16 protein-coding genes are annotated in these 17,253 nt (G+C 33.0%); 4 read left to right on the forward strand and 12 right to left on the reverse strand.

All coding sequences use genetic code 11. The features are described 5' to 3' along the window. Nucleotides 1-24: 24 nt before the first annotated feature. The 4 genes from QLQ95_RS10690 to tamL form a co-directional block, all read right to left on the reverse strand. On the reverse strand, nt 25-561 hold the full coding sequence (locus QLQ95_RS10690; RefSeq protein WP_482503762.1) for a hypothetical protein: 537 nt from the start codon (nt 559-561) through the stop codon (nt 25-27). Nucleotides 562-658: 97 nt separating this feature from the next. Then, complete coding sequence (gene accD, locus QLQ95_RS10695) at nt 659-1,513, reverse strand: acetyl-CoA carboxylase, carboxyltransferase subunit beta (protein WP_026728501.1); 855 nt, start codon at nt 1,511-1,513, stop codon at nt 659-661. Between the two features lie 104 nt (nt 1,514-1,617). Then, nucleotides 1,618-2,685: a class II fructose-bisphosphate aldolase gene (gene fbaA, locus QLQ95_RS10700; RefSeq protein ID WP_035645669.1), complete on the reverse strand. Its 1,068-nt coding sequence runs from the start codon at nt 2,683-2,685 to the stop codon at nt 1,618-1,620. A gap of 60 nt (nt 2,686-2,745) precedes the next feature. Next, nucleotides 2,746-5,319, reverse strand: a complete 2,574-nt coding sequence (gene tamL, locus QLQ95_RS10705; protein ID WP_482503764.1) for a translocation and assembly module lipoprotein TamL — start codon at nt 5,317-5,319, stop codon at nt 2,746-2,748. 37 nt (nt 5,320-5,356) lie between these two features. On the opposite strand from tamL, the gene QLQ95_RS10710 reads away from it, so the two are divergent. Further along, the gene (locus tag QLQ95_RS10710) at nt 5,357-6,085 is read left to right on the forward strand and encodes an RNA methyltransferase (protein ID WP_320493418.1); all 729 of its coding nucleotides are present in this window, start codon (nt 5,357-5,359) and stop codon (nt 6,083-6,085) included. A 9-nt stretch (nt 6,086-6,094) separates the two neighbouring features. On the opposite strand, the gene porT is transcribed toward QLQ95_RS10710, so the two are convergent. The 4 genes from porT to QLQ95_RS10730 form a co-directional block, all read right to left on the reverse strand. After that, a complete protein-coding gene (porT, locus tag QLQ95_RS10715) occupies nt 6,095-6,805 on the reverse strand; it encodes a type IX secretion/gliding motility protein PorT/SprT (RefSeq protein ID WP_095928096.1) in 711 nt (236 codons plus the stop codon). A gap of 1 nt (nt 6,806) precedes the next feature. Beyond that, nucleotides 6,807-7,538: a bifunctional demethylmenaquinone methyltransferase/2-methoxy-6-polyprenyl-1,4-benzoquinol methylase UbiE gene (ubiE, locus tag QLQ95_RS10720; RefSeq protein WP_095928095.1), complete on the reverse strand. Its 732-nt coding sequence runs from the start codon at nt 7,536-7,538 to the stop codon at nt 6,807-6,809. A 579-nt stretch (nt 7,539-8,117) separates the two neighbouring features. Further along, nucleotides 8,118-8,600 carry a dihydrofolate reductase gene (locus QLQ95_RS10725; protein WP_095928094.1) on the reverse strand — a complete coding sequence of 161 codons (483 nt, stop codon included), beginning with the start codon at nt 8,598-8,600 and terminating at the stop codon, nt 8,118-8,120. Between the two features lie 11 nt (nt 8,601-8,611). Continuing rightward, nucleotides 8,612-8,956, reverse strand: coding sequence for a 2TM domain-containing protein (locus QLQ95_RS10730; protein ID WP_095928093.1), 345 nt, complete (start codon nt 8,954-8,956; stop codon nt 8,612-8,614). 239 nt (nt 8,957-9,195) lie between these two features. On the opposite strand from QLQ95_RS10730, the gene QLQ95_RS10735 reads away from it, so the two are divergent. Further along, a complete protein-coding gene (locus tag QLQ95_RS10735; RefSeq protein WP_095928206.1) occupies nt 9,196-9,492 on the forward strand; it encodes an isoamylase early set domain-containing protein in 297 nt (98 codons plus the stop codon). Nucleotides 9,493-9,530: 38 nt separating this feature from the next. Here QLQ95_RS10735 and QLQ95_RS10740 read toward each other — a convergent pair whose 3' ends face one another. The 4 genes from QLQ95_RS10740 to QLQ95_RS10755 form a co-directional block, all read right to left on the reverse strand. Continuing rightward, nucleotides 9,531-10,382, reverse strand: coding sequence for a thymidylate synthase (locus QLQ95_RS10740; RefSeq protein ID WP_095928092.1), 852 nt, complete (start codon nt 10,380-10,382; stop codon nt 9,531-9,533). Between the two features lie 116 nt (nt 10,383-10,498). Further along, a complete protein-coding gene (locus QLQ95_RS10745; protein WP_008466556.1) occupies nt 10,499-11,122 on the reverse strand; it encodes a bifunctional nuclease family protein in 624 nt (207 codons plus the stop codon). A 166-nt stretch (nt 11,123-11,288) separates the two neighbouring features. Continuing rightward, nucleotides 11,289-12,257 (reverse strand): electron transfer flavoprotein subunit alpha/FixB family protein, encoded by a 969-nt coding sequence (locus QLQ95_RS10750; protein ID WP_428237996.1) that lies wholly within the window; start codon nt 12,255-12,257, stop codon nt 11,289-11,291. 145 nt (nt 12,258-12,402) lie between these two features. Continuing rightward, complete coding sequence (locus QLQ95_RS10755) at nt 12,403-13,149, reverse strand: electron transfer flavoprotein subunit beta/FixA family protein (protein WP_095928090.1); 747 nt, start codon at nt 13,147-13,149, stop codon at nt 12,403-12,405. Nucleotides 13,150-13,649: 500 nt separating this feature from the next. Between QLQ95_RS10755 and QLQ95_RS10760 the strand changes: the two genes are divergently transcribed. Beyond that, the gene (locus tag QLQ95_RS10760) at nt 13,650-14,627 is read left to right on the forward strand and encodes a pyruvate dehydrogenase complex E1 component subunit beta (protein WP_008466560.1); all 978 of its coding nucleotides are present in this window, start codon (nt 13,650-13,652) and stop codon (nt 14,625-14,627) included. A gap of 70 nt (nt 14,628-14,697) precedes the next feature. Continuing rightward, a complete protein-coding gene (locus QLQ95_RS10765; protein ID WP_482503768.1) occupies nt 14,698-17,199 on the forward strand; it encodes a DUF5686 and carboxypeptidase-like regulatory domain-containing protein in 2,502 nt (833 codons plus the stop codon). Nucleotides 17,200-17,253: the final 54 nt, after the last annotated feature.

A 17,253-nucleotide genomic window follows, 5' to 3' on the forward strand; every position in this document is an offset into this window, starting at 1 on the left:
TTCGAATTTTAATCTATTATGGATTTAGTAATAGTTAAAGGGATAATTGGTTAATAGAGTAATACTAATTTCTTTTAATTTCTCTTCATATTCTACTATAAGATGTTTGTCAATTTTATCTTGATTTATGAGAAGAGTATCAAGTTGATTATTGATATCTGCAAATTGCAGCCATTTTTCAAAGTTTAAGCCAGTATCTAAAAAGTTTTCAGGACTCATTTCTTCTTGGTCATGATCGTAAAAATGAATGTTGTTTTCTTTATCAAAAAGCCAAAGGTCACCTTGTCCATTATTTGCAAAAAACCAATAGCTCGAAATTTCTTCATTTGTCAAATTTGCTTTCCAATATTTTGCATTTGAAAATTCTTTGTTTTCATTAAAAGATTGAACGCTGTCTAGTAATATACATTCGGCGGAAATTTCGATAGTTTTAATTTGAGTAACTATTTCATTATACAAATTGTCAAATAGAAATTGAGCAGATTTAGGAAAGTTTCTTAATTGTTGTTTTTGAGTCAAAAGCTCATGTTTTAATTTTTCTATGGGTTTAATTTCAAACATAAAAATAAGTTTTATATTACAATAAGCGAATATACCACCAAAAAAAATCCCTAAGAAGTAATTTCTTAGGGATTTTCTATTTTAAGTAGTTTTAAAACTATCGAATATCATTGTTTTGAATCAAATCGATATATAAGTTGATCTTATCTTTCAATTCTTTTCTAGGCGTGATAAAGTCTAAGAAACCGTGCTCTAATAAGAACTCAGCAGTTTGGAAACCTTCAGGTAAATCTTTTCCTGTAGTGTCACGTACAACACGCGGACCAGCAAAACCAATCAAAGCGCCTGGCTCAGAGATGTTGATATCTCCTAACATCGCGTATGATGCTGTTGTTCCTCCAGTTGTTGGATCTGTACAAAGAGAAATATAAGGTAATTTAGCTTCAGCTAATTGAGCTAGTTTTACAGAAGTTTTTGCTAATTGCATTAAAGAATAAGCAGCTTCCATCATACGAGCTCCACCAGATTTAGAAATCATTACAAACGGAAGTTTGTTTTTAATAGCGTGATCAATACCTCTAGCAATTTTTTCACCTACTACAGCTCCCATAGATCCGCCGATGAATGCAAAATCCATACAGCAGATTACAAGCTCTCTTCCTTTAGATTTTCCTACTCCCGTACGAACAGCGTCTTTTAAGTGAGTTTTTTCCATTACATCTTTCAAACGCTCTGCATATTTTTTTGTGTCCACAAAATGCAAAGGATCTTTAGAAGTCATGTTTTTATCTAACTCAACAAATTCGTTGTTGTCGAATAAAATTTCAAAATAGGTTGCGCTTCCAATTCGAACATGAAAATCATCTTCAGGGCTCACGAATAAATTTCTCGCTAATTCGTCAGCATCAATAATTTTTCCAGTAGGAGATTTGTACCACAATCCTTTCGGAACGTCCATCTTATCTTCTGTCGCGGTCGTAATCCCTTTTTCTTGTCTTTTAAACCAAGCCATTTTTCTAGTATTCAGTGTTCAGTAATAAAAATTTCAGTGTTCAGTGGTATTCAGTTTTAAGTACTCAGATACTGAATACTTAAAACTGTAAACTGAATACTTTTTTATAACGTGTTTACGTTATTTAAATCTGCAAAAGCTTGTTCCAATCTTGCGTTGAATGTTACTTCGCTTTCACGAACCCATCTTCTTGGGTCGTAATATTTTTTGTTTGGAGCATCAGCACCTTCTGGGTTACCAATTTGTGATTTCAAATAGTCAAGGTTTTTAACCATGTAGTCACGAATTCCTTCAGTGTATGCAAACTGTAAATCAGTATCAATGTTCATTTTGATAACTCCGTAGCTAATTCCTTCTCTGATTTCTTCAAGTGTAGAACCTGAACCTCCGTGGAATACGAAATCAACTGGATTGTGTCCTGTGTTGAATTTGTTTTGTACGAAATCTTGAGAATTTTTTAAGATTTTTGGAGTTAATTTTACGTTTCCTGGTTTGTAAACACCGTGAACGTTTCCGAAAGCAGCAGCAATTGTAAATTTAGGGCTTACTTTAGATAATTCTTCGTAAGCGTAAGCTACTTCTTCTGGTTGAGTATATAATTTTGAGCTGTCAACATCAGAGTTATCAACACCATCTTCTTCACCACCTGTAATACCAAGTTCGATTTCTAATGTCATGCCCATTTTGCTCATTCTAGCTAAATATTCTTTACAGATCTCGATGTTTTCTTCGATTGGCTCCTCAGACAAATCGATCATGTGAGAACTGAATAATGGTTTTCCTGTTTCTGCGAAGTGTTTTTCAGAAGCATCTAATAAACCATCAATCCAAGGTAAAAGTTTTTTTGCACAGTGGTCAGTGTGTAAGATTACAGTTGCACCGTAAGCTTCTGCCAAAGTATGAATATGTTTTGCTCCCGCGATTCCTCCCGCGATTGCTGCTTTTTCACCTGCATTTGATAATCCTTTTCCAGCGTTGAATTGTGCTCCTCCGTTAGAAAATTGAATGATAACTGGCGCGTTTAGTTTTGCTGCAGTTTCAAGAACTCCGTTAATTGTGCTTGATCCAGTAACGTTTACTGCTGGAAGAGCAAAACCCTTCTCTTTAGCATAATTAAAGATCTCTTGTACTTGATCTCCTGTAGCTACTCCTGGTTTAATGTTATGTGCCATTGTAATTTTTTTTATAGTTGTTTTTAGTTTTTAGGTTGCAAAAATAAGAATTAATTAGCATTAGAACGGATAATTTATACCAAAATTTAAAACCGAGTGTCCAAAATTGTATTCTTTAAACCATCGATCTCCCTTCTCATGCGCCGGATTATAAGTCTTAAAGCCTAAATCTAAACGAATAACAAAAAAGCTTAAATCGTATCGTAAACCGAATCCTGTACCCAAAGCAATTTCTTCTAAATCGTTTAAGTTGTCAAATTTTGCTTTAGGATCTACGACATTATCGAGCACATTCCAGATATTTCCGGCGTCTGCAAAGAGAGCTCCCTTAACATCTCCAAAAATTTTGAAGCGATATTCTATACTTGCCGCAATTTTCATATTTGCTTCATTAAAGTCATTTACAGCATTTGTACTTCCCGGTCCCAAAGCATAAGGTTGCCAAGCACGGTTGTCATTTGAACCTCCGGCATAATAACTTCTTGAAAACGGAATGTAATTTGAATTTCCAAACGGAACTGCAATTCCGAAGAAGCTTCTAACAGCCAAAACTTTTTCTTTTCCAAAGTCCCAGTGTTTGATGTAATCAAATTCAGTTTTAACATATTCTGAGTATTCTAGGTTGAAAATCTCATAATTTCCTCTTGAATTTTTTTGAAGGTTTCCAATTTCAGAGACTAGAGACAACAAAGTTCCTGCTGATTCTATTTTTGTTCTAAATTGATAGAAGTTGTTATCTGCTAAATCTTTTTTAGTTGTTTTAGTAAAAGAGAAACTTGTTGCTAGAATGAAATCATTTTCAGTTAAACGAACTCTTCTTTCTTCAATACTTTCAACTTCTTGGTATTGAGAGTCTGAAGGTGTTAGAGCAGTTTGGCCTGTTAATACGTCATTCGTAAATCCTGTTGTCCCTTTAGGTATTGTCAGATCTTTTCTTGCTTGTTCTTCTGTTGTTTCTCCCCAGTTGCCAGGGTTAACATTGTAGTCTTTTCCAATTCCATTCAAATCATCATAAGAAGAAGTGTAAACTCTAAAATAGTTGTCTGGATTTAAGTTGCGGACAAACTGTGCATTCAATAATTCCAGTTTCGCAGTATTATGGCGTTTTGGACTCCAGTTATACGAGATACCTCCTGTGAAGTTTTCTTTATCAAGACCAATATTTCTCTGTTTGGAAAAACCAGAAGATATTGAGGTATATGGAATCATGCTTTTCGGAATGATTTTTTCGGTTCCAAAGGGCAGTAAAATTCTCGGAAAATTTAATTTCATATCTAATCCATATTCCGAAACGTTAAAGAAGTTGTTGTTCGGATTGGCCATATCTCTAGATGAACCAATGTTTAAACGCGCTGAAATTTCAAGAGTTTCTGCTCGATTAAATACATTTCGAATCGTTTCAGAAATGCTGGCTCCAATTCCGAAATCCTGAATATTAGAGTGCGTTACGTCAAGAGTAGCTCCAAAGCTGTATTTTTTTCTTGGAGTCAGATAAACATTAGCGATAAGAGATTGAGCTGTAGAATCTCTCTTGTCTACTTCGTATTGAATAGAAGGATAGTTGAAAATCCTTAAATTGTTTAAAGAGCGAGAAGAAAGGGTGGTTCTAAAATCGGCAAAAGTGCTTCCTTTTGTAATGAAAATAGCATCGGTAATAGCACGCGGTCTATATTTTAATCCTTTGTAACTGTATAGATTAAAATTGTTGTATGTTACGCTATCTGTTGGTTTTTTCTTGGCATTGGTAGCAGAATAATCGGTGTAAATATTTACATCGCTAATTTTGTATAGTTTAAAAGGTTCTGTACGGCTCGAATCTTTTTCCTGAATAGTATTGTTGTTTATAATTAAGCTAACATCAGCTTTTGCTTTTTTGCCAATGGTATCAATGTCAAAAGTTACATAAGTAGGCTGAAAATAATACGCTCCGTGATTTCTAAAATAGGTTGTAATACGATTTTTCTCTTCTTCAAAATCGGTAGTTTTATATTGATTTCCAAATTTTAATAAAGAAGGTTCATTGTTGGTTCTGTATAAAGAGTCTAACGCAGGAGTCATTATTTTGGTTCTAATAGTATCCAATTTATAAGCTGGTCCTGTAGTGATGTTATAATTAATTTCGGCTCTTTTTACTCCAACCGTGTCGATTGTGTAATCGGTATGGACGTTGAAAAAACCATTGTTAAAATAATAGTATTTTAAACGCAATAATGATTTTCTGGTTTTTGAAGTGTCAACTATTACAGGCGGTTCACCAGTGCTTTTTAAAAACTCATGAATTCCTTTGTAATAAAACGATTGTCCAAGGCGATCTACTTGTTTTGCAGAAAATATTTTGGACATTCGTTCATACTTTCCAGGATTATTTTTAAATTTTGCTTGATAAGTAGAATCTGGATTTAAATTGGCTAAATTGTATAAATTTAATCGAAGTTTGTAACCTAATAATTTACCATTTGGTTTTTGGTACATTTGGTTAGAAGCTGTTTCGTCATTTGTAGATTTTCCGTTAACTAAAATATTATTTTTTACAAGAAGGTTTTTTCCATCGGGAACTCTTTTTACGGCATTACAAGCGCAAATTAATATTGCAATTAGAAGAAATGCTATTATTTTTGTGGAATTATTTTTCAAGTGTTTTTTAATATTTAATTCAAAAGTACATTATTTTATGGTTAGTAAAAACCAAATAAAGCTTATCTCTAGTTTACATCAAAAAAAGCAGCGTTTTGCTAGTCAATTATTCTTTGCAGAAGGAGTAAAAGTAATTCAAGAATTGCTGCAATCCAATTTTGAATTAGAACATTTATACACCACTTTGAATGATTTTGAAACGGTACATGCTTCAAAACGAACGCTTATTAATGACCAAGAACTGAAAAAAATAAGTGCTTTGTCGACTCCGAATTCTTGTTTGGCAGTTTTTAAAATTCCAGCTCCCAAAAAGACAATCGATTCGGGCTTAATTTTAGCATTAGACGACATTAGAGATCCTGGAAATCTAGGAACTATTTTGCGTTTATGCGATTGGTTTGGTATTAAGCAGATTATTTGTTCTAAAGAAACGGTAGATATTTATAATCCGAAAGTGGTACAAGCTACAATGGGTTCAATTACCAGAGTAAATGTAAGCTATGTTGATTTAAAACTTTTTCTTGCTCAAACTAAACTGCCAGTTTTTGGAACTTTTATGGACGGAGAAAATATTTATCAATCCAAATTACCTCAGGATGGAATCATTATTATGGGTAATGAAGCCAATGGTATTTCAGAAGAAATTGAAAAAATAGTAACCAGTCGCCTAACAATTCCTAGATTTGGAGAGCTTCAAAAAACCGAAAGTTTAAATGTAGCTACTGCAACAGCAATTATTCTTAGTGAATTTAAACGAAATAGTTGATATTTTGTTTTAATGAAAAGTGAAATTTATTAAAATTGCTCTAGATTTCATCGAATCGATATTTCCAGTCCAAGGGCTGTCTGGAGTTTTATCTCTAATAAGTTCATCAGTGATTCCGAACATACCTCTAACAGAAGGAGAAAAAATAAAGTATTCGGTAAAAATATCAATTCCTAAACCTAACTCGTAAGCGGCTGTCCATTGTTTTACTCTAAATTTTTGCTCAAAGTTATCATCTTGAGACTTAGCATTACTAGATAAATTTAAAGTTGTAGACATACCGCCAACCAAGTACGGACGTATATTTCCTGTGCGCAAGGCAGAAAATTTCAATAATAAAGGAAAGTGAATATAAGTACTATTTACTTCTCTTAAATAGTCGTTTTCTGTAGTTCCTACGCCAGGAAAAAATAAATCACGTTTAGTATAATACAAACCTGGTTCAAAACGAAGGTTAATGTATTCCTGAAGTCTTAAATCGGCTACGACACCAACATTAAAACCAGTAGTTTTTTTTACTTGAATATCTTCCTGTACAGGAGTTTTGTAGTCAAATTTAAAGTCAAAACTATTAAAACCTAGATAATAGCCAAAATAGACACGCTGTTTTTGCCAGTTTTCAAGATTAATGATAGGGTCTTTGCTAAACATGTTTTTAGCAAATTGAGAATGTCCTTTTGTCGTTAAGACTAATAAAAATAAGATTACAACTTTTTTCATACTATTTTTTAGATGCAGAATAAATTGTTGCGACACCAAAAGTTTGGGGCATTGCCACAACATCTATAAACCCAGTTTTTCTCAAAATATTGTTTAAGGCTTCGCCATAAGGAAAAGCAGCAGCAGATTCAGACAAATAGCCATAGGCATCATTATCTTTAGAGAATAATTTACCAATTAATGGAAGTATATTTTTGCTGTAAAAATTATAACCTTGTTTATAAGGAAATTTATCTGGTACAGAAGTCTCTAATATAACAAATACTCCATTTGGTTTTAATACTCTTAAGATTTCTGCAAAACCTTTTTCTAGGTTTTCAAAATTTCTTACGCCAAAGCCAACCGTAATAGCATCAAAGTAATTGTCCTCAAAAGGCATATTTTCAGAATCGCCTAAAACTAGTTCAATAATATTAGATAGATTTTTTTCTTCAACTTTCTTTTTACCAACTTCTAGCATTCCAGCAGAGATATCTAGGCCAATAATTTTTTCTGCATTAGTCTTTGCCATTAAAATGGCTAAGTCACCAGTGCCTGTTGCAATATCCAGAATAACTTTTGGTTTTTTGTCTGAAACAATTTTTAATACTTTTTTACGCCATTTAACGTCAATTCCAAATGAAATTACACGATTCAAATTGTCGTAATTCCCAGAAATGGTATCAAACATTTGGGTTACTTGCTCTTTTTTACCTAAGGTAGAGTCTTTATACGGAGTTACTTTTTCAGACATTTTTTTTATTTAGGCAAATATAAACAATCTAGTTTAACTGTAATTGAGTTTTTTAATTTGTCAAATAAATGTTTTGGAGTGTTTATTTTAAAACAGAATAAAAGGGTATTTCTGCTATCCCTAAATCTAGGTATTTTATCAAAATCCCTAAATCATGGTATTGTCTAATAGGCCTATTATGGCCAACTTTGTCAAAGTAAAAATGATTAAAGTTAATGATTGATAATGTCGCTATGACTTAAACAAATGGTTGCTTTTTTTGCGCTGGTAATTTCATTTGTTCATGAAAGAGTTTTGGAAGTATTGTTCTTTGGGGGGATATACTATATTAAGTGCAAAGTACGTTCTTAGGATTAAATTTGTTTTTGGAAATTTTAATTTTCTGCCTTTAATATCTTAGTGGTATTTGTTATTAAAGGCTTTTTGAGATTTAGGTCTCAAACAACATTAAATGTTATTCAGTTTTGCGAATGTTTCTCAACATTTGTGATTTTTTTAAACAAAATTTTTCTTGAGCGAGTTATAAGCTTCACGTCAATTATTTAAAAACATCCTCCGTAAAAAGAGGATGTTTTTTATTTATTTTCTAATGTAAGTTTCATAAGTGTAATCATAAAGATGTTTTTCGTCTTTATAATTTTCTTCAGATTCTACCAAAGTCCATTCACTTTTATTGATTTTAGGAAAAAAGGCATCTGCTTCAAAAGAATGATGAACTTTGGTTAATTCAATAATGTCGGTAAACGGAAGAGCTAGATTGTAAATTTCTCCACCGCCTATAACATAGCTGTCATCATTTTCAGGGCATATTGCAATGGCTTTTTCAATACTATCTACTACGATGCATCCTTCTGGTTTATAATTTTCTTGGCGAGAAATTACAACATGAACGCGGTCAGGTAATGGTTTCGGGAAACTTTCAAAAGTTTTTCTTCCCATAATAATATGATGACCAGTAGTAAGCGATTTAAACCTTTTAAAATCATTTGGCAAATGCCATACTAATTCGTTATTTTTTCCAAGCGCATTATTTTCGGCTGCAGCCGCTATCATTATAATCATGGTATGCCTAACTAAATTTTATTTTCATTTTCTTCATTAATAGAAGATTCGAGCTGACTGATTCGTTTTTGCTGTAAAGCAACTAATCGATCAATTTGTTCTCTTTCCCATTTTTTATTCATAAAACGGTCAGTTATGTACACTTTTATAAAATGTAGAATAAAAAGGAAAAGCCAGATTGTAATTCCCCAAATACACCAGTTTTGGGTTGTGCCCTCACCAAAACCAAAAAATTTGTTGCCAATAAATAGGAATAAACTTCCTAGAAGGAAAAGAACAAAATGAAAATATAAGATTTTTTTTTGTCTTAACCGGCGTCTAGCGTATTCGTATTGTTCGTGTACTTCTTTTTCCATAAGATAAAAATGAGATTATAAAGTTAAAATTTATTTTCGAAAGTCCATATTTTGGATTGGGAATATTTGCTTTTAAAAATTATAAGAATTTGAAAAACAAAATTTTAACCACTTTAAATTACAGATAAAGCGAAAATAATATGCTGTTTTTGGTATTATCATAAATCGGTTCTGGGGTTAGTTAGTGTTTCGTTGAATTTAAGTAATTTTAGATGTATAAATCTAAAAACGAAATAGTTATGTCTTTGAAAAAACAATTTATCAAAACGAAGCCGGTTGTTAAAGTTACATTTTCAATAGATGCCAAAGATGCTGATTCGGCAGCGGTGGTTGGAGATTTTAATAACTGGAATGCCTCAGAAGGAACTTTAAGCAAGTTAAAAAACGGAACGTTTAAAGCAACTTACGATTTGGTGAAAGATGCGATTTACGAATTTAAGTATGTAATCGACGGAAATTATGTTAACGATCCTGAAGCCGATTTTTACAAATGGAACGATTATGCCGGAAGTGAAAATGGAGTTTTAGTTGTATAAAAAAATCCGCTTAAATTTTTAAGCGGATTTTTTTATTATTATACAGCAACACTTCCTTTTATGGCTGGATGCGGATCGTAATCTACCAGTGTGAAATCATTATAATCAAAATCAAAAATGTTTTTAATCTCCGGATTTAAAATCATTTTTGGTAATGGTTTTGGTTCTCTCGAAAGTTGTAATTCTAATTGCTCAAAGTGATTGTTATAAATGTGTGCATCACCAAAAGTATGAATAAATTCGCCTGCTTCTAAATCGCATACTTGTGCGATCATCATGGTTAGCAATGCATAAGAAGCAATGTTAAAAGGAACTCCCAAAAAGATATCAGCACTTCGCTGATACAATTGGCAAGATAATTTTCCTTTTGTTTCGCCTTTTTCAGGATCTGGGCTTGCTACATAAAACTGAAAAAAGGCATGGCATGGAGGTAATGCTGCTTTGTTATTGGCAACATTCTCTTCAAAAGACTTTTTAGTATCTGGCAAAACCGAAGGGTTCCAAGCAGAAACCAACATTCTTCTGCTATTCGGATTTGTTTTTAATTCTTTAATTAATTCAGAAATCTGATCTATTTCCTCACTATTCCAATTACGCCATTGATGACCGTAAACAGGTCCTAAATCGCCATTAGAATCTGCCCATTCATCCCAAATTTTGACTCCGTTTTCCTGAAGGTATTTTACGTTTGTATCGCCTTTTAAAAACCAAAGCAATTCGTAAATGATGGATTTTAAATGCAGTTTTTTTGTTGTGACCATTGGGAAACCTTCACTTAAATCAAAACGCATTTGGTAGCCAAAAACACTTTTTGTCCCAGTTCCAGTTCGGTCTCCTTTTTGATTGCCGTTTTCTAAAACGTGTTTTACTAAATCTAAGTATTGCTTCATCTTTGCTTTAAGCTTTAGGCTTCAAGCTTTAGGCTTTTTCCTAATGCTTAAAGTTTGTTTTTTTATGATTATGCTTTAAGCTTATAGCCTAAAGCTTACGGCTTATAGCCTAAAAATTATCTTCTAGAGATTTCGTCTCTAATTTTTGCTGCTTTTTCGTAATCTTCTTGAGAAACGGCTTGGTCTAAAAGCTCGTTTAATTCCTGTAAAGAATGTTTTGCGTAAACATCTCCAGATTGGTTGCTTTCTTCTTCGTGTCCGAAAGTTTCAGGATTTGAAAGAACATCATCTATTTCCTGAGCTCCAGAATCTGTTTCAGCAGTATTTGATTTTAGATAAATCCCAGCTTTGTCTAAGATGTTTTTATAAGTAAAAATAGGAGCATTAAAACGCAGTGCCAAAGCAATAGCATCAGAAGTTCTTGCGTCGATAATTTCTTCGATTTTATCTCTTTCACAAATTAAACTAGAGTAGAAAACACCATCGACTAATTTGTGAATGATAACTTGTTTTACTACAATATCAAATCTTTCGGCAAAATTTTTAAATAAATCGTGAGTTAAAGGACGTGGCGGTTTTATTTCTTTTTCTAAAGCAATAGCGATTGACTGGGCTTCAAAAGCGCCAATAACAATGGGTAATTTTCTTTCGCCATCGACTTCATTCAAAATTAAGGCATAAGCGCCATTTTGAGTTTGACTGTATGAAATTCCTTTTATGGATAATTTTACTAGACTCATATATGTTTGTAAAAAAGGCACTTAACACCTTATTTTAATACTTTTTTGGTTTGAAAAATAAAGCTGCAATTTTAATCAAAAAATATGGAACAAAAAAGCCGCCTATAAACAAAGATACAACATCTTGTTTTTAGGCGACAATATTTTTTAAAGAGAATTCTTTGTATTAAGAATGCTGCGCTTTAAAAGCTTTTAATTTCTCTGTCAATTGCGGTACAATTTCAAAAGCATCTCCAACGATACCATAATCTGCAACTTTAAAGAAAGGTGCTTCTGGATCATTGTTGATTACTACTTTTACTTTAGAAGAGTTAATACCTGCAATGTGTTGGATAGCTCCAGAAATACCAATTGCAATATATAAGTTTGTTGCTACAGGTTTTCCTGTTTGTCCAACGTGTTCGCTGTGAGGTCTCCATCCTAGATCTGAAACTGGTTTAGAGCAAGCAGTTGCAGCGCCAAGTACAGCGGCAAGATTTTCAACTAATCCCCAGTTTTCTGGACCTTTTAATCCACGTCCGCCAGAGACTACGATATCAGCGTCAGCGATAGAGACTTTTCCAGATACTTTTTCTACAGATTCTACTTTTACTCCAAAGTCATTTTCTCCAACCGTTGGGTTAAAGTCTTCAGCTGCAGCAGCTCCTGCGCTTTCAAAAAGACCGTAAGAGTTTTTGGCTAAACCAAGAACTTTTACATCTGTATCGATTTGAGTAATATTGAAAGCCTTGTTTGAGAAAGCATTTCTTTTTACTTGAAATGGAGAAGTGCTAACAGGCAATCCAACTACATTTGAAGCAAAACCAGCTTCTAAGCCTACCGCTACTAGTGGAGAAAGGTAGATGCTATCTGTTGTAGAAGAAAGTAAAACTACTTTTGTTCCTTCTTTTTCAGCAGCTTGTTTAATAACATCAGCATAAGCTTTTGCATTAAAACCAGCTAATTTATCATTGCTTACTTTTAGAACTTTATCAACTCCGTATTTGCCTAATTCGCTTACATCGCTAATGTTTACAGTCAAAGCCGTAACAGTTGTTCCTAATGATTCAGCTACTTTCTTAGCGTAAGAAGCTAATTCGAAAGCAACTTTTTTAAATTTTCCTTCTGCAGATTCTGCATATATTAATATTGACATAACAATTTTAGATTTTAGATTTTAGATTTCAGATTTAAAAATTGAAATCTAAAATGATTATTGATTTTAGATTTTGAAGTGAATCAAATGTTGAGTTTTAGATTTAGTATTGCAATCTGCAATCTAAAATCTAAATTCTACAATCTTAAATCACCTTTGCCTCGTTGTGTAATAAATTGATTAACTCATCTAAATTATCTGCAGAAACTAATTTTACTGCCGATTTTGGAGCTGGTTTTTCAAATTTCACGGCTTTTGTATTTACAGCAGCATCAACTGGCTCAAGAATAGTAAGAGCCTTAGTTCTGGCTGTCATAATTCCTCTCATGTTCGGGATACGTAAATCTTTTTCTTCAACAAGACCTTTTTGACCTCCAATGATTAAAGGAAGAGTTGTGCTTACTGTTTCTTTTCCACCGTCGATTTCACGAACAGCTTTTACATTATTTCCGTCAACAGTTAAAGAAGTGCAAGAGTTTAAGAAATTAGAGCCTAAAATACCAGCGATCATTCCAGGAACCATCCCTCCATTATAATCTAAAGATTCTTTACCAGCAATTACTAAGTCGTAACCACCGTTTTTAATAACTTCTGCCAATTGTTTTGCAACAAAAAAACCATCAGTAGGGTTTGCATTAACACGAATTGCTTCGTTTGCTCCAATTGCCAATGCTTTACGCAAAGTTGGTTCAGTATCAGGACCTCCAACGTTTACAACCGTTACATTTGCTCCTTGTTGTTCTTGAAACCAGATTGCGCGTGTAAGACCGAATTCGTCGTTAGGGTTAATTACATATTGTACTCCATTAGTGTCAAATTCTGAATCACCGTTGGTAAAGTTAATTTTTGAAGTAGTATCAGGCACATGGCTGATGCAAACTAGTATTTTCATAAGTATATATTTTGAATTTATAATATGCTTTTACAAATTTAGAATTTAATTTGGAATAATTATACTATGCATGCATAATATTTTTTAAAACTATTACGATTTCGCAGATTGTTCAGTTTTGGATGATTTTCATCGTAATCTAAAAATAAAATAATATTCATTTTGTCTGATTGTTAGGAATTTTGCAATAACCGATAATTGGAATGTAAATTATTTTTGTCTGATAAATACTATTTTTTGATTTTTTGCGTTTTGATGAATGAATTTTGGAGAGACAAGAATTAAACAAATAGATAAAAGTTTGTCTGAAAAATATTTTAGAGCGATTAAGTGTGGTTTATACGTTATTATATCGATTTCGTAATTATCACAATAAAGATTAAAAAGTTAAAACGGGAGAACAGATAGAAGTTCATGCGATTTTAAATTCAATTTATGCTTTTAAGTTATTTAAAATATTTATTTTTGCTCTTCAGAAAATTCAACATACAATATAAAATATGAGAACAATACAATTTAGAGAGGCCATTTGCGAAGCGATGAGTGAAGAAATGCGTCGCGATGAATCCATATATTTAATGGGAGAAGAGGTTGCAGAATACAATGGAGCTTACAAAGCTTCTAAAGGAATGCTTGCTGAGTTTGGTGAAAAGAGAGTAATTGATACTCCAATCGCTGAGCTTGGATTTTCAGGAATTGCAGTAGGTTCTGCAATGAATGGAAACCGTCCTATTGTAGAATATATGACATTCAACTTCTGTTTAGTTGGTATTGATCAAATTATTAATAACGCTGCTAAAATGCGTCAAATGACAGGAGGACAGTTTAATGTGCCTATCGTTTTCCGCGGACCAACAGCTTCTGCTGGTCAATTAGGAGCTACTCACTCACAAGCTTTAGAAAACTGGTTTGCAAACACTCCAGGTCTTAAAGTTGTTGTTCCTTCAACTCCTTACGATGCAAAAGGACTTTTAAAATCTGCTATCCGTGATAACGACCCAGTTATTTTCATGGAATCTGAGCAAATGTACGGAGACAAAGGCGAAGTGCCAGACGGAGAATATACAATTCCTCTAGGTGTTGCTGATGTTAAACGTGAAGGAACAGATGTAACGATTGTTTCTTTCGGAAAAATCATCAAAGAAGCTTTTATCGCTGCTGATGAGTTAGCTAAAGAAGGAATTTCTTGTGAGATTATCGACTTAAGAACAGTTCGTCCAATGGACAAAGACGCAATCTTAAAATCGGTTAAAAAAACAAACCGTTTAGTAATTCTTGAGGAAGCTTGGCCAGTTGCCAGCCTTTCTTCTGAAATTTCTTATATCGTACAAGAGCAAGCGTTTGACTTCCTTGATGCGCCAATTCAACGTATTACAACTGCAGATACTCCTGCACCGTATTCTCCAGTACTGCTTAAAGACTGGTTGCCAAATGCAGGTGATGTAGTAAAAGCAGTAAAAAAAGTATTATATAAATAATACAAATACATAATACTCATAAAACTTCATCAGACAAACATGGATTGGTGAAGTTTTTTTTTACTTTATAATGAACAAATTAACTCTACTTCTCTTATATTTTTTATTTGCATTTGCGAATGTTGCTACTGCACAAACTAAGGTGAGTGGAGTTGTTTTGGACAAAACCAATCAGCCAATACCTTTTGCAAATGTTGTATTTAAAGGTTCTAATATAGGAATCGTTTCTAACGAAGATGGACGTTTTTATTTAGAATCTCCAAATACGTATACGGCACTTATTGTTACTTCGGCAGGATTTTCAGACAAAGAAGTTCCTTTAGAGAAAGCAGTTAATTATAATTTTAAAATTGTTTTAGGCGAAGCCGAAGCGCTAAATGAAGTTGTAATTTATACGGGTAAAACTTCTAAAAAGAACAATCCCGCATTGGATATTTTAAGAAAAATCTGGGAAAGAAAACGTAAAAACGGACTTTATCAGTTTAATCAATATCAAATGCAGAAGTATGAAAAAGTAGAGTTTGACATGAACACTATTGATAGTGCATTCATGAAAAACAAGCTTTTTAAAGGAATGGAGTTTATCTTTAATCATGTTGATACTTCAGATGTTACAGGAAAAACGTATCTGCCAATTTTTATTAACGAATCTGTTTATGATGTTTATGGCGATAATAAATTAAAGAAAGTAAAAGAAAATATAACAGGAAATAAAATGTCTGGTTTTAATGGAAATCAGCAGATTTTATCCTTTGTAAAAGACCTTTATTCTGAGTATAATATTTACGATAATCACCTTAAGTTTTTTGATAAAAGTTTTACAAGCCCACTTTCAAGAACAGGAATTGATGTTTACAATTATGTCTTAAAAGACAGTGCATTTGTAGATAAAAAATGGTGTTATAATATTGTCTTTTATCCTAGACGTAAAAACGAATTAACTTTTAAAGGAGATTTTTGGGTTAACGATACCACTTTTGCGATCAAAAAAATTAATATGGGCGTAACCAAAAGTGCCAATATTAACTGGGTAAAAGATATTTATATCGAACAGGAGTTTGATGTGCAAAACGATTCAATTTTCCTTTTGACGCGTGATTACATGATGTCCGATTTTGCTTTAAATAAAAAAGAAAAATCAAAAGGAGTTTATGGTAAAAGAACAACTTTATATCGCAATCATAAATTCAATATTCAGAAACCCGAGAAGTTTTACAAAGAAGAAGTCAATTTTATTGATAATGCAGTCTATGATCGACCGCCTGAATTCTGGGACGAAAATCGTTTTGAAAAATTAAATAAAGACGAACAGGGAATTTATAAAATGCTCGATACACTGCAAACAGTAAAGCGATTTAAGCAGTTGTATAATCTCGTCTCCATTTTAGGAAGTGGTTATGTTGAGTTTAAAAACTTCGATTACGGACCAATTTTTTCAACTTTTGGATATAATGAAGTCGAAGGTTTAAGGTTGAGAGTGGGAGGAAGGACCTATTTTGGACCAAATGATCCTTGGCGTATTCAAGCCTATACAGCTTATGGATTTGATGATAATAAATTCAAATACGGAGTTTCTGGAAAATGGATGGTTGACAAGAAAAACCGTGTTATTATTTCTGGAGGAAATAGGCGTGATATTGAACAAATTGGTGCAAGCTTAACTACAACAAATGATGTTTTAGGGCGAAGTTTTGCTTCTTCTGCTTTGTTTACAACGGGAAGTAATGGTAAGCTGACTAACATTAATCTGAGTAATGTTTCTGTTGAAATGGAAGCTAAAAAGAACTTTATAGTTCAGGCTGGTTTCTCGTATCGTACATTAGAATCGGCATCAAAAACATTTAGTTTAGATTATTATTCGACTTTACCAACTCCTGAAAATCCAGCTGGAGTTATTGAAAGTGCAGTAAAACAATCTGAAGCAAATATTCAATTTGAATATATGCCTAACCGCAAAACTATTGGTTATGGTGTCGAAAGAGATTTAGTTGATAGCCCTTTTAGTCATTTCTTTGTGAATTTTAGTTATGGTTTAAAAGGAGTTTTTGACAGTGATTTTGCTTACGAAAAAATTCAAGTTTTTTACAGGCAGCCAATCATTATTGGACCTTTAGGAAGATCAAATATTACAGTTGAAACAGGAAAAACATTTGGTATAATTCCGTTAGGTTTGATGAGTGTAATTCCAGGTAACCAGACGTATTTTACAATCGAGAATACATTCAGTAACTTGAATTTCTACGAATTTGTTACGGATCAATATACGACCCTGCAGTGGAACCATGATTTTGGAGGAAGATTATTCGCAAGAGTTCCTTTTATGAGAAAACTTAATTGGAGAGAGTTTGTTGGAGTAAGAGCGGTTCACGGAACAATTTCTGATGCCAACCGCGCGATTAATGCCTCTGGATTACCTTATAATGCTCCAGAAAAAGTGTATTGGGAGTATCATGCAGGAATTGGAAATATATTTAAAGTTTTTCGAATTGATTTTTCTTGGAGAGGAAATTATCTAGATATGCCAGATGCTCACAAATTTGCAGTAAAAGGATCTTTTGGATTCTATTTCTAATTGTATTTAGGGGCAAAGGTTCAAAGTTACAGAGTCGCAAAGGTTTAAATCTTT

The sequence above is a fragment of the Flavobacterium sp. B330r genome (assembly GCF_056824325.1).

Bases quoted from the DNA above. Each gene is read 5' to 3' on its own strand.
- QLQ95_RS10735 (WP_095928206.1), top strand. From the start codon at position 9,196: ATGTCTTTGAAAAAACAATTTATCAAAACGAAGCCGGTTGTTAAAGTT.
- QLQ95_RS10755 (WP_095928090.1), bottom strand. From the start codon at position 13,149: ATGAAAATACTAGTTTGCATCAGCCATGTGCCTGATACTACTTCAAAA.
- QLQ95_RS10750 (WP_428237996.1), bottom strand. From the start codon at position 12,257: ATGTCAATATTAATATATGCAGAATCTGCAGAAGGAAAATTTAAAAAA.
- QLQ95_RS10690 (WP_482503762.1), bottom strand. From the start codon at position 561: ATGTTTGAAATTAAACCCATAGAAAAATTAAAACATGAGCTTTTGACT.
- porT (WP_095928096.1), bottom strand. From the start codon at position 6,805: ATGAAAAAAGTTGTAATCTTATTTTTATTAGTCTTAACGACAAAAGGA.
- QLQ95_RS10745 (WP_008466556.1), bottom strand. From the start codon at position 11,122: ATGAGTCTAGTAAAATTATCCATAAAAGGAATTTCATACAGTCAAACT.
- ubiE (WP_095928095.1), bottom strand. From the start codon at position 7,538: ATGTCTGAAAAAGTAACTCCGTATAAAGACTCTACCTTAGGTAAAAAA.
- QLQ95_RS10760 (WP_008466560.1), top strand. From the start codon at position 13,650: ATGAGAACAATACAATTTAGAGAGGCCATTTGCGAAGCGATGAGTGAA.
- QLQ95_RS10765 (WP_482503768.1), top strand. From the start codon at position 14,698: ATGAACAAATTAACTCTACTTCTCTTATATTTTTTATTTGCATTTGCG.
- QLQ95_RS10725 (WP_095928094.1), bottom strand. From the start codon at position 8,600: ATGATTATAATGATAGCGGCTGCAGCCGAAAATAATGCGCTTGGAAAA.
- fbaA (WP_035645669.1), bottom strand. From the start codon at position 2,685: ATGGCACATAACATTAAACCAGGAGTAGCTACAGGAGATCAAGTACAA.
- QLQ95_RS10730 (WP_095928093.1), bottom strand. From the start codon at position 8,956: ATGGAAAAAGAAGTACACGAACAATACGAATACGCTAGACGCCGGTTA.
- QLQ95_RS10740 (WP_095928092.1), bottom strand. From the start codon at position 10,382: ATGAAGCAATACTTAGATTTAGTAAAACACGTTTTAGAAAACGGCAAT.
- QLQ95_RS10710 (WP_320493418.1), top strand. From the start codon at position 5,357: ATGGTTAGTAAAAACCAAATAAAGCTTATCTCTAGTTTACATCAAAAA.
- accD (WP_026728501.1), bottom strand. From the start codon at position 1,513: ATGGCTTGGTTTAAAAGACAAGAAAAAGGGATTACGACCGCGACAGAA.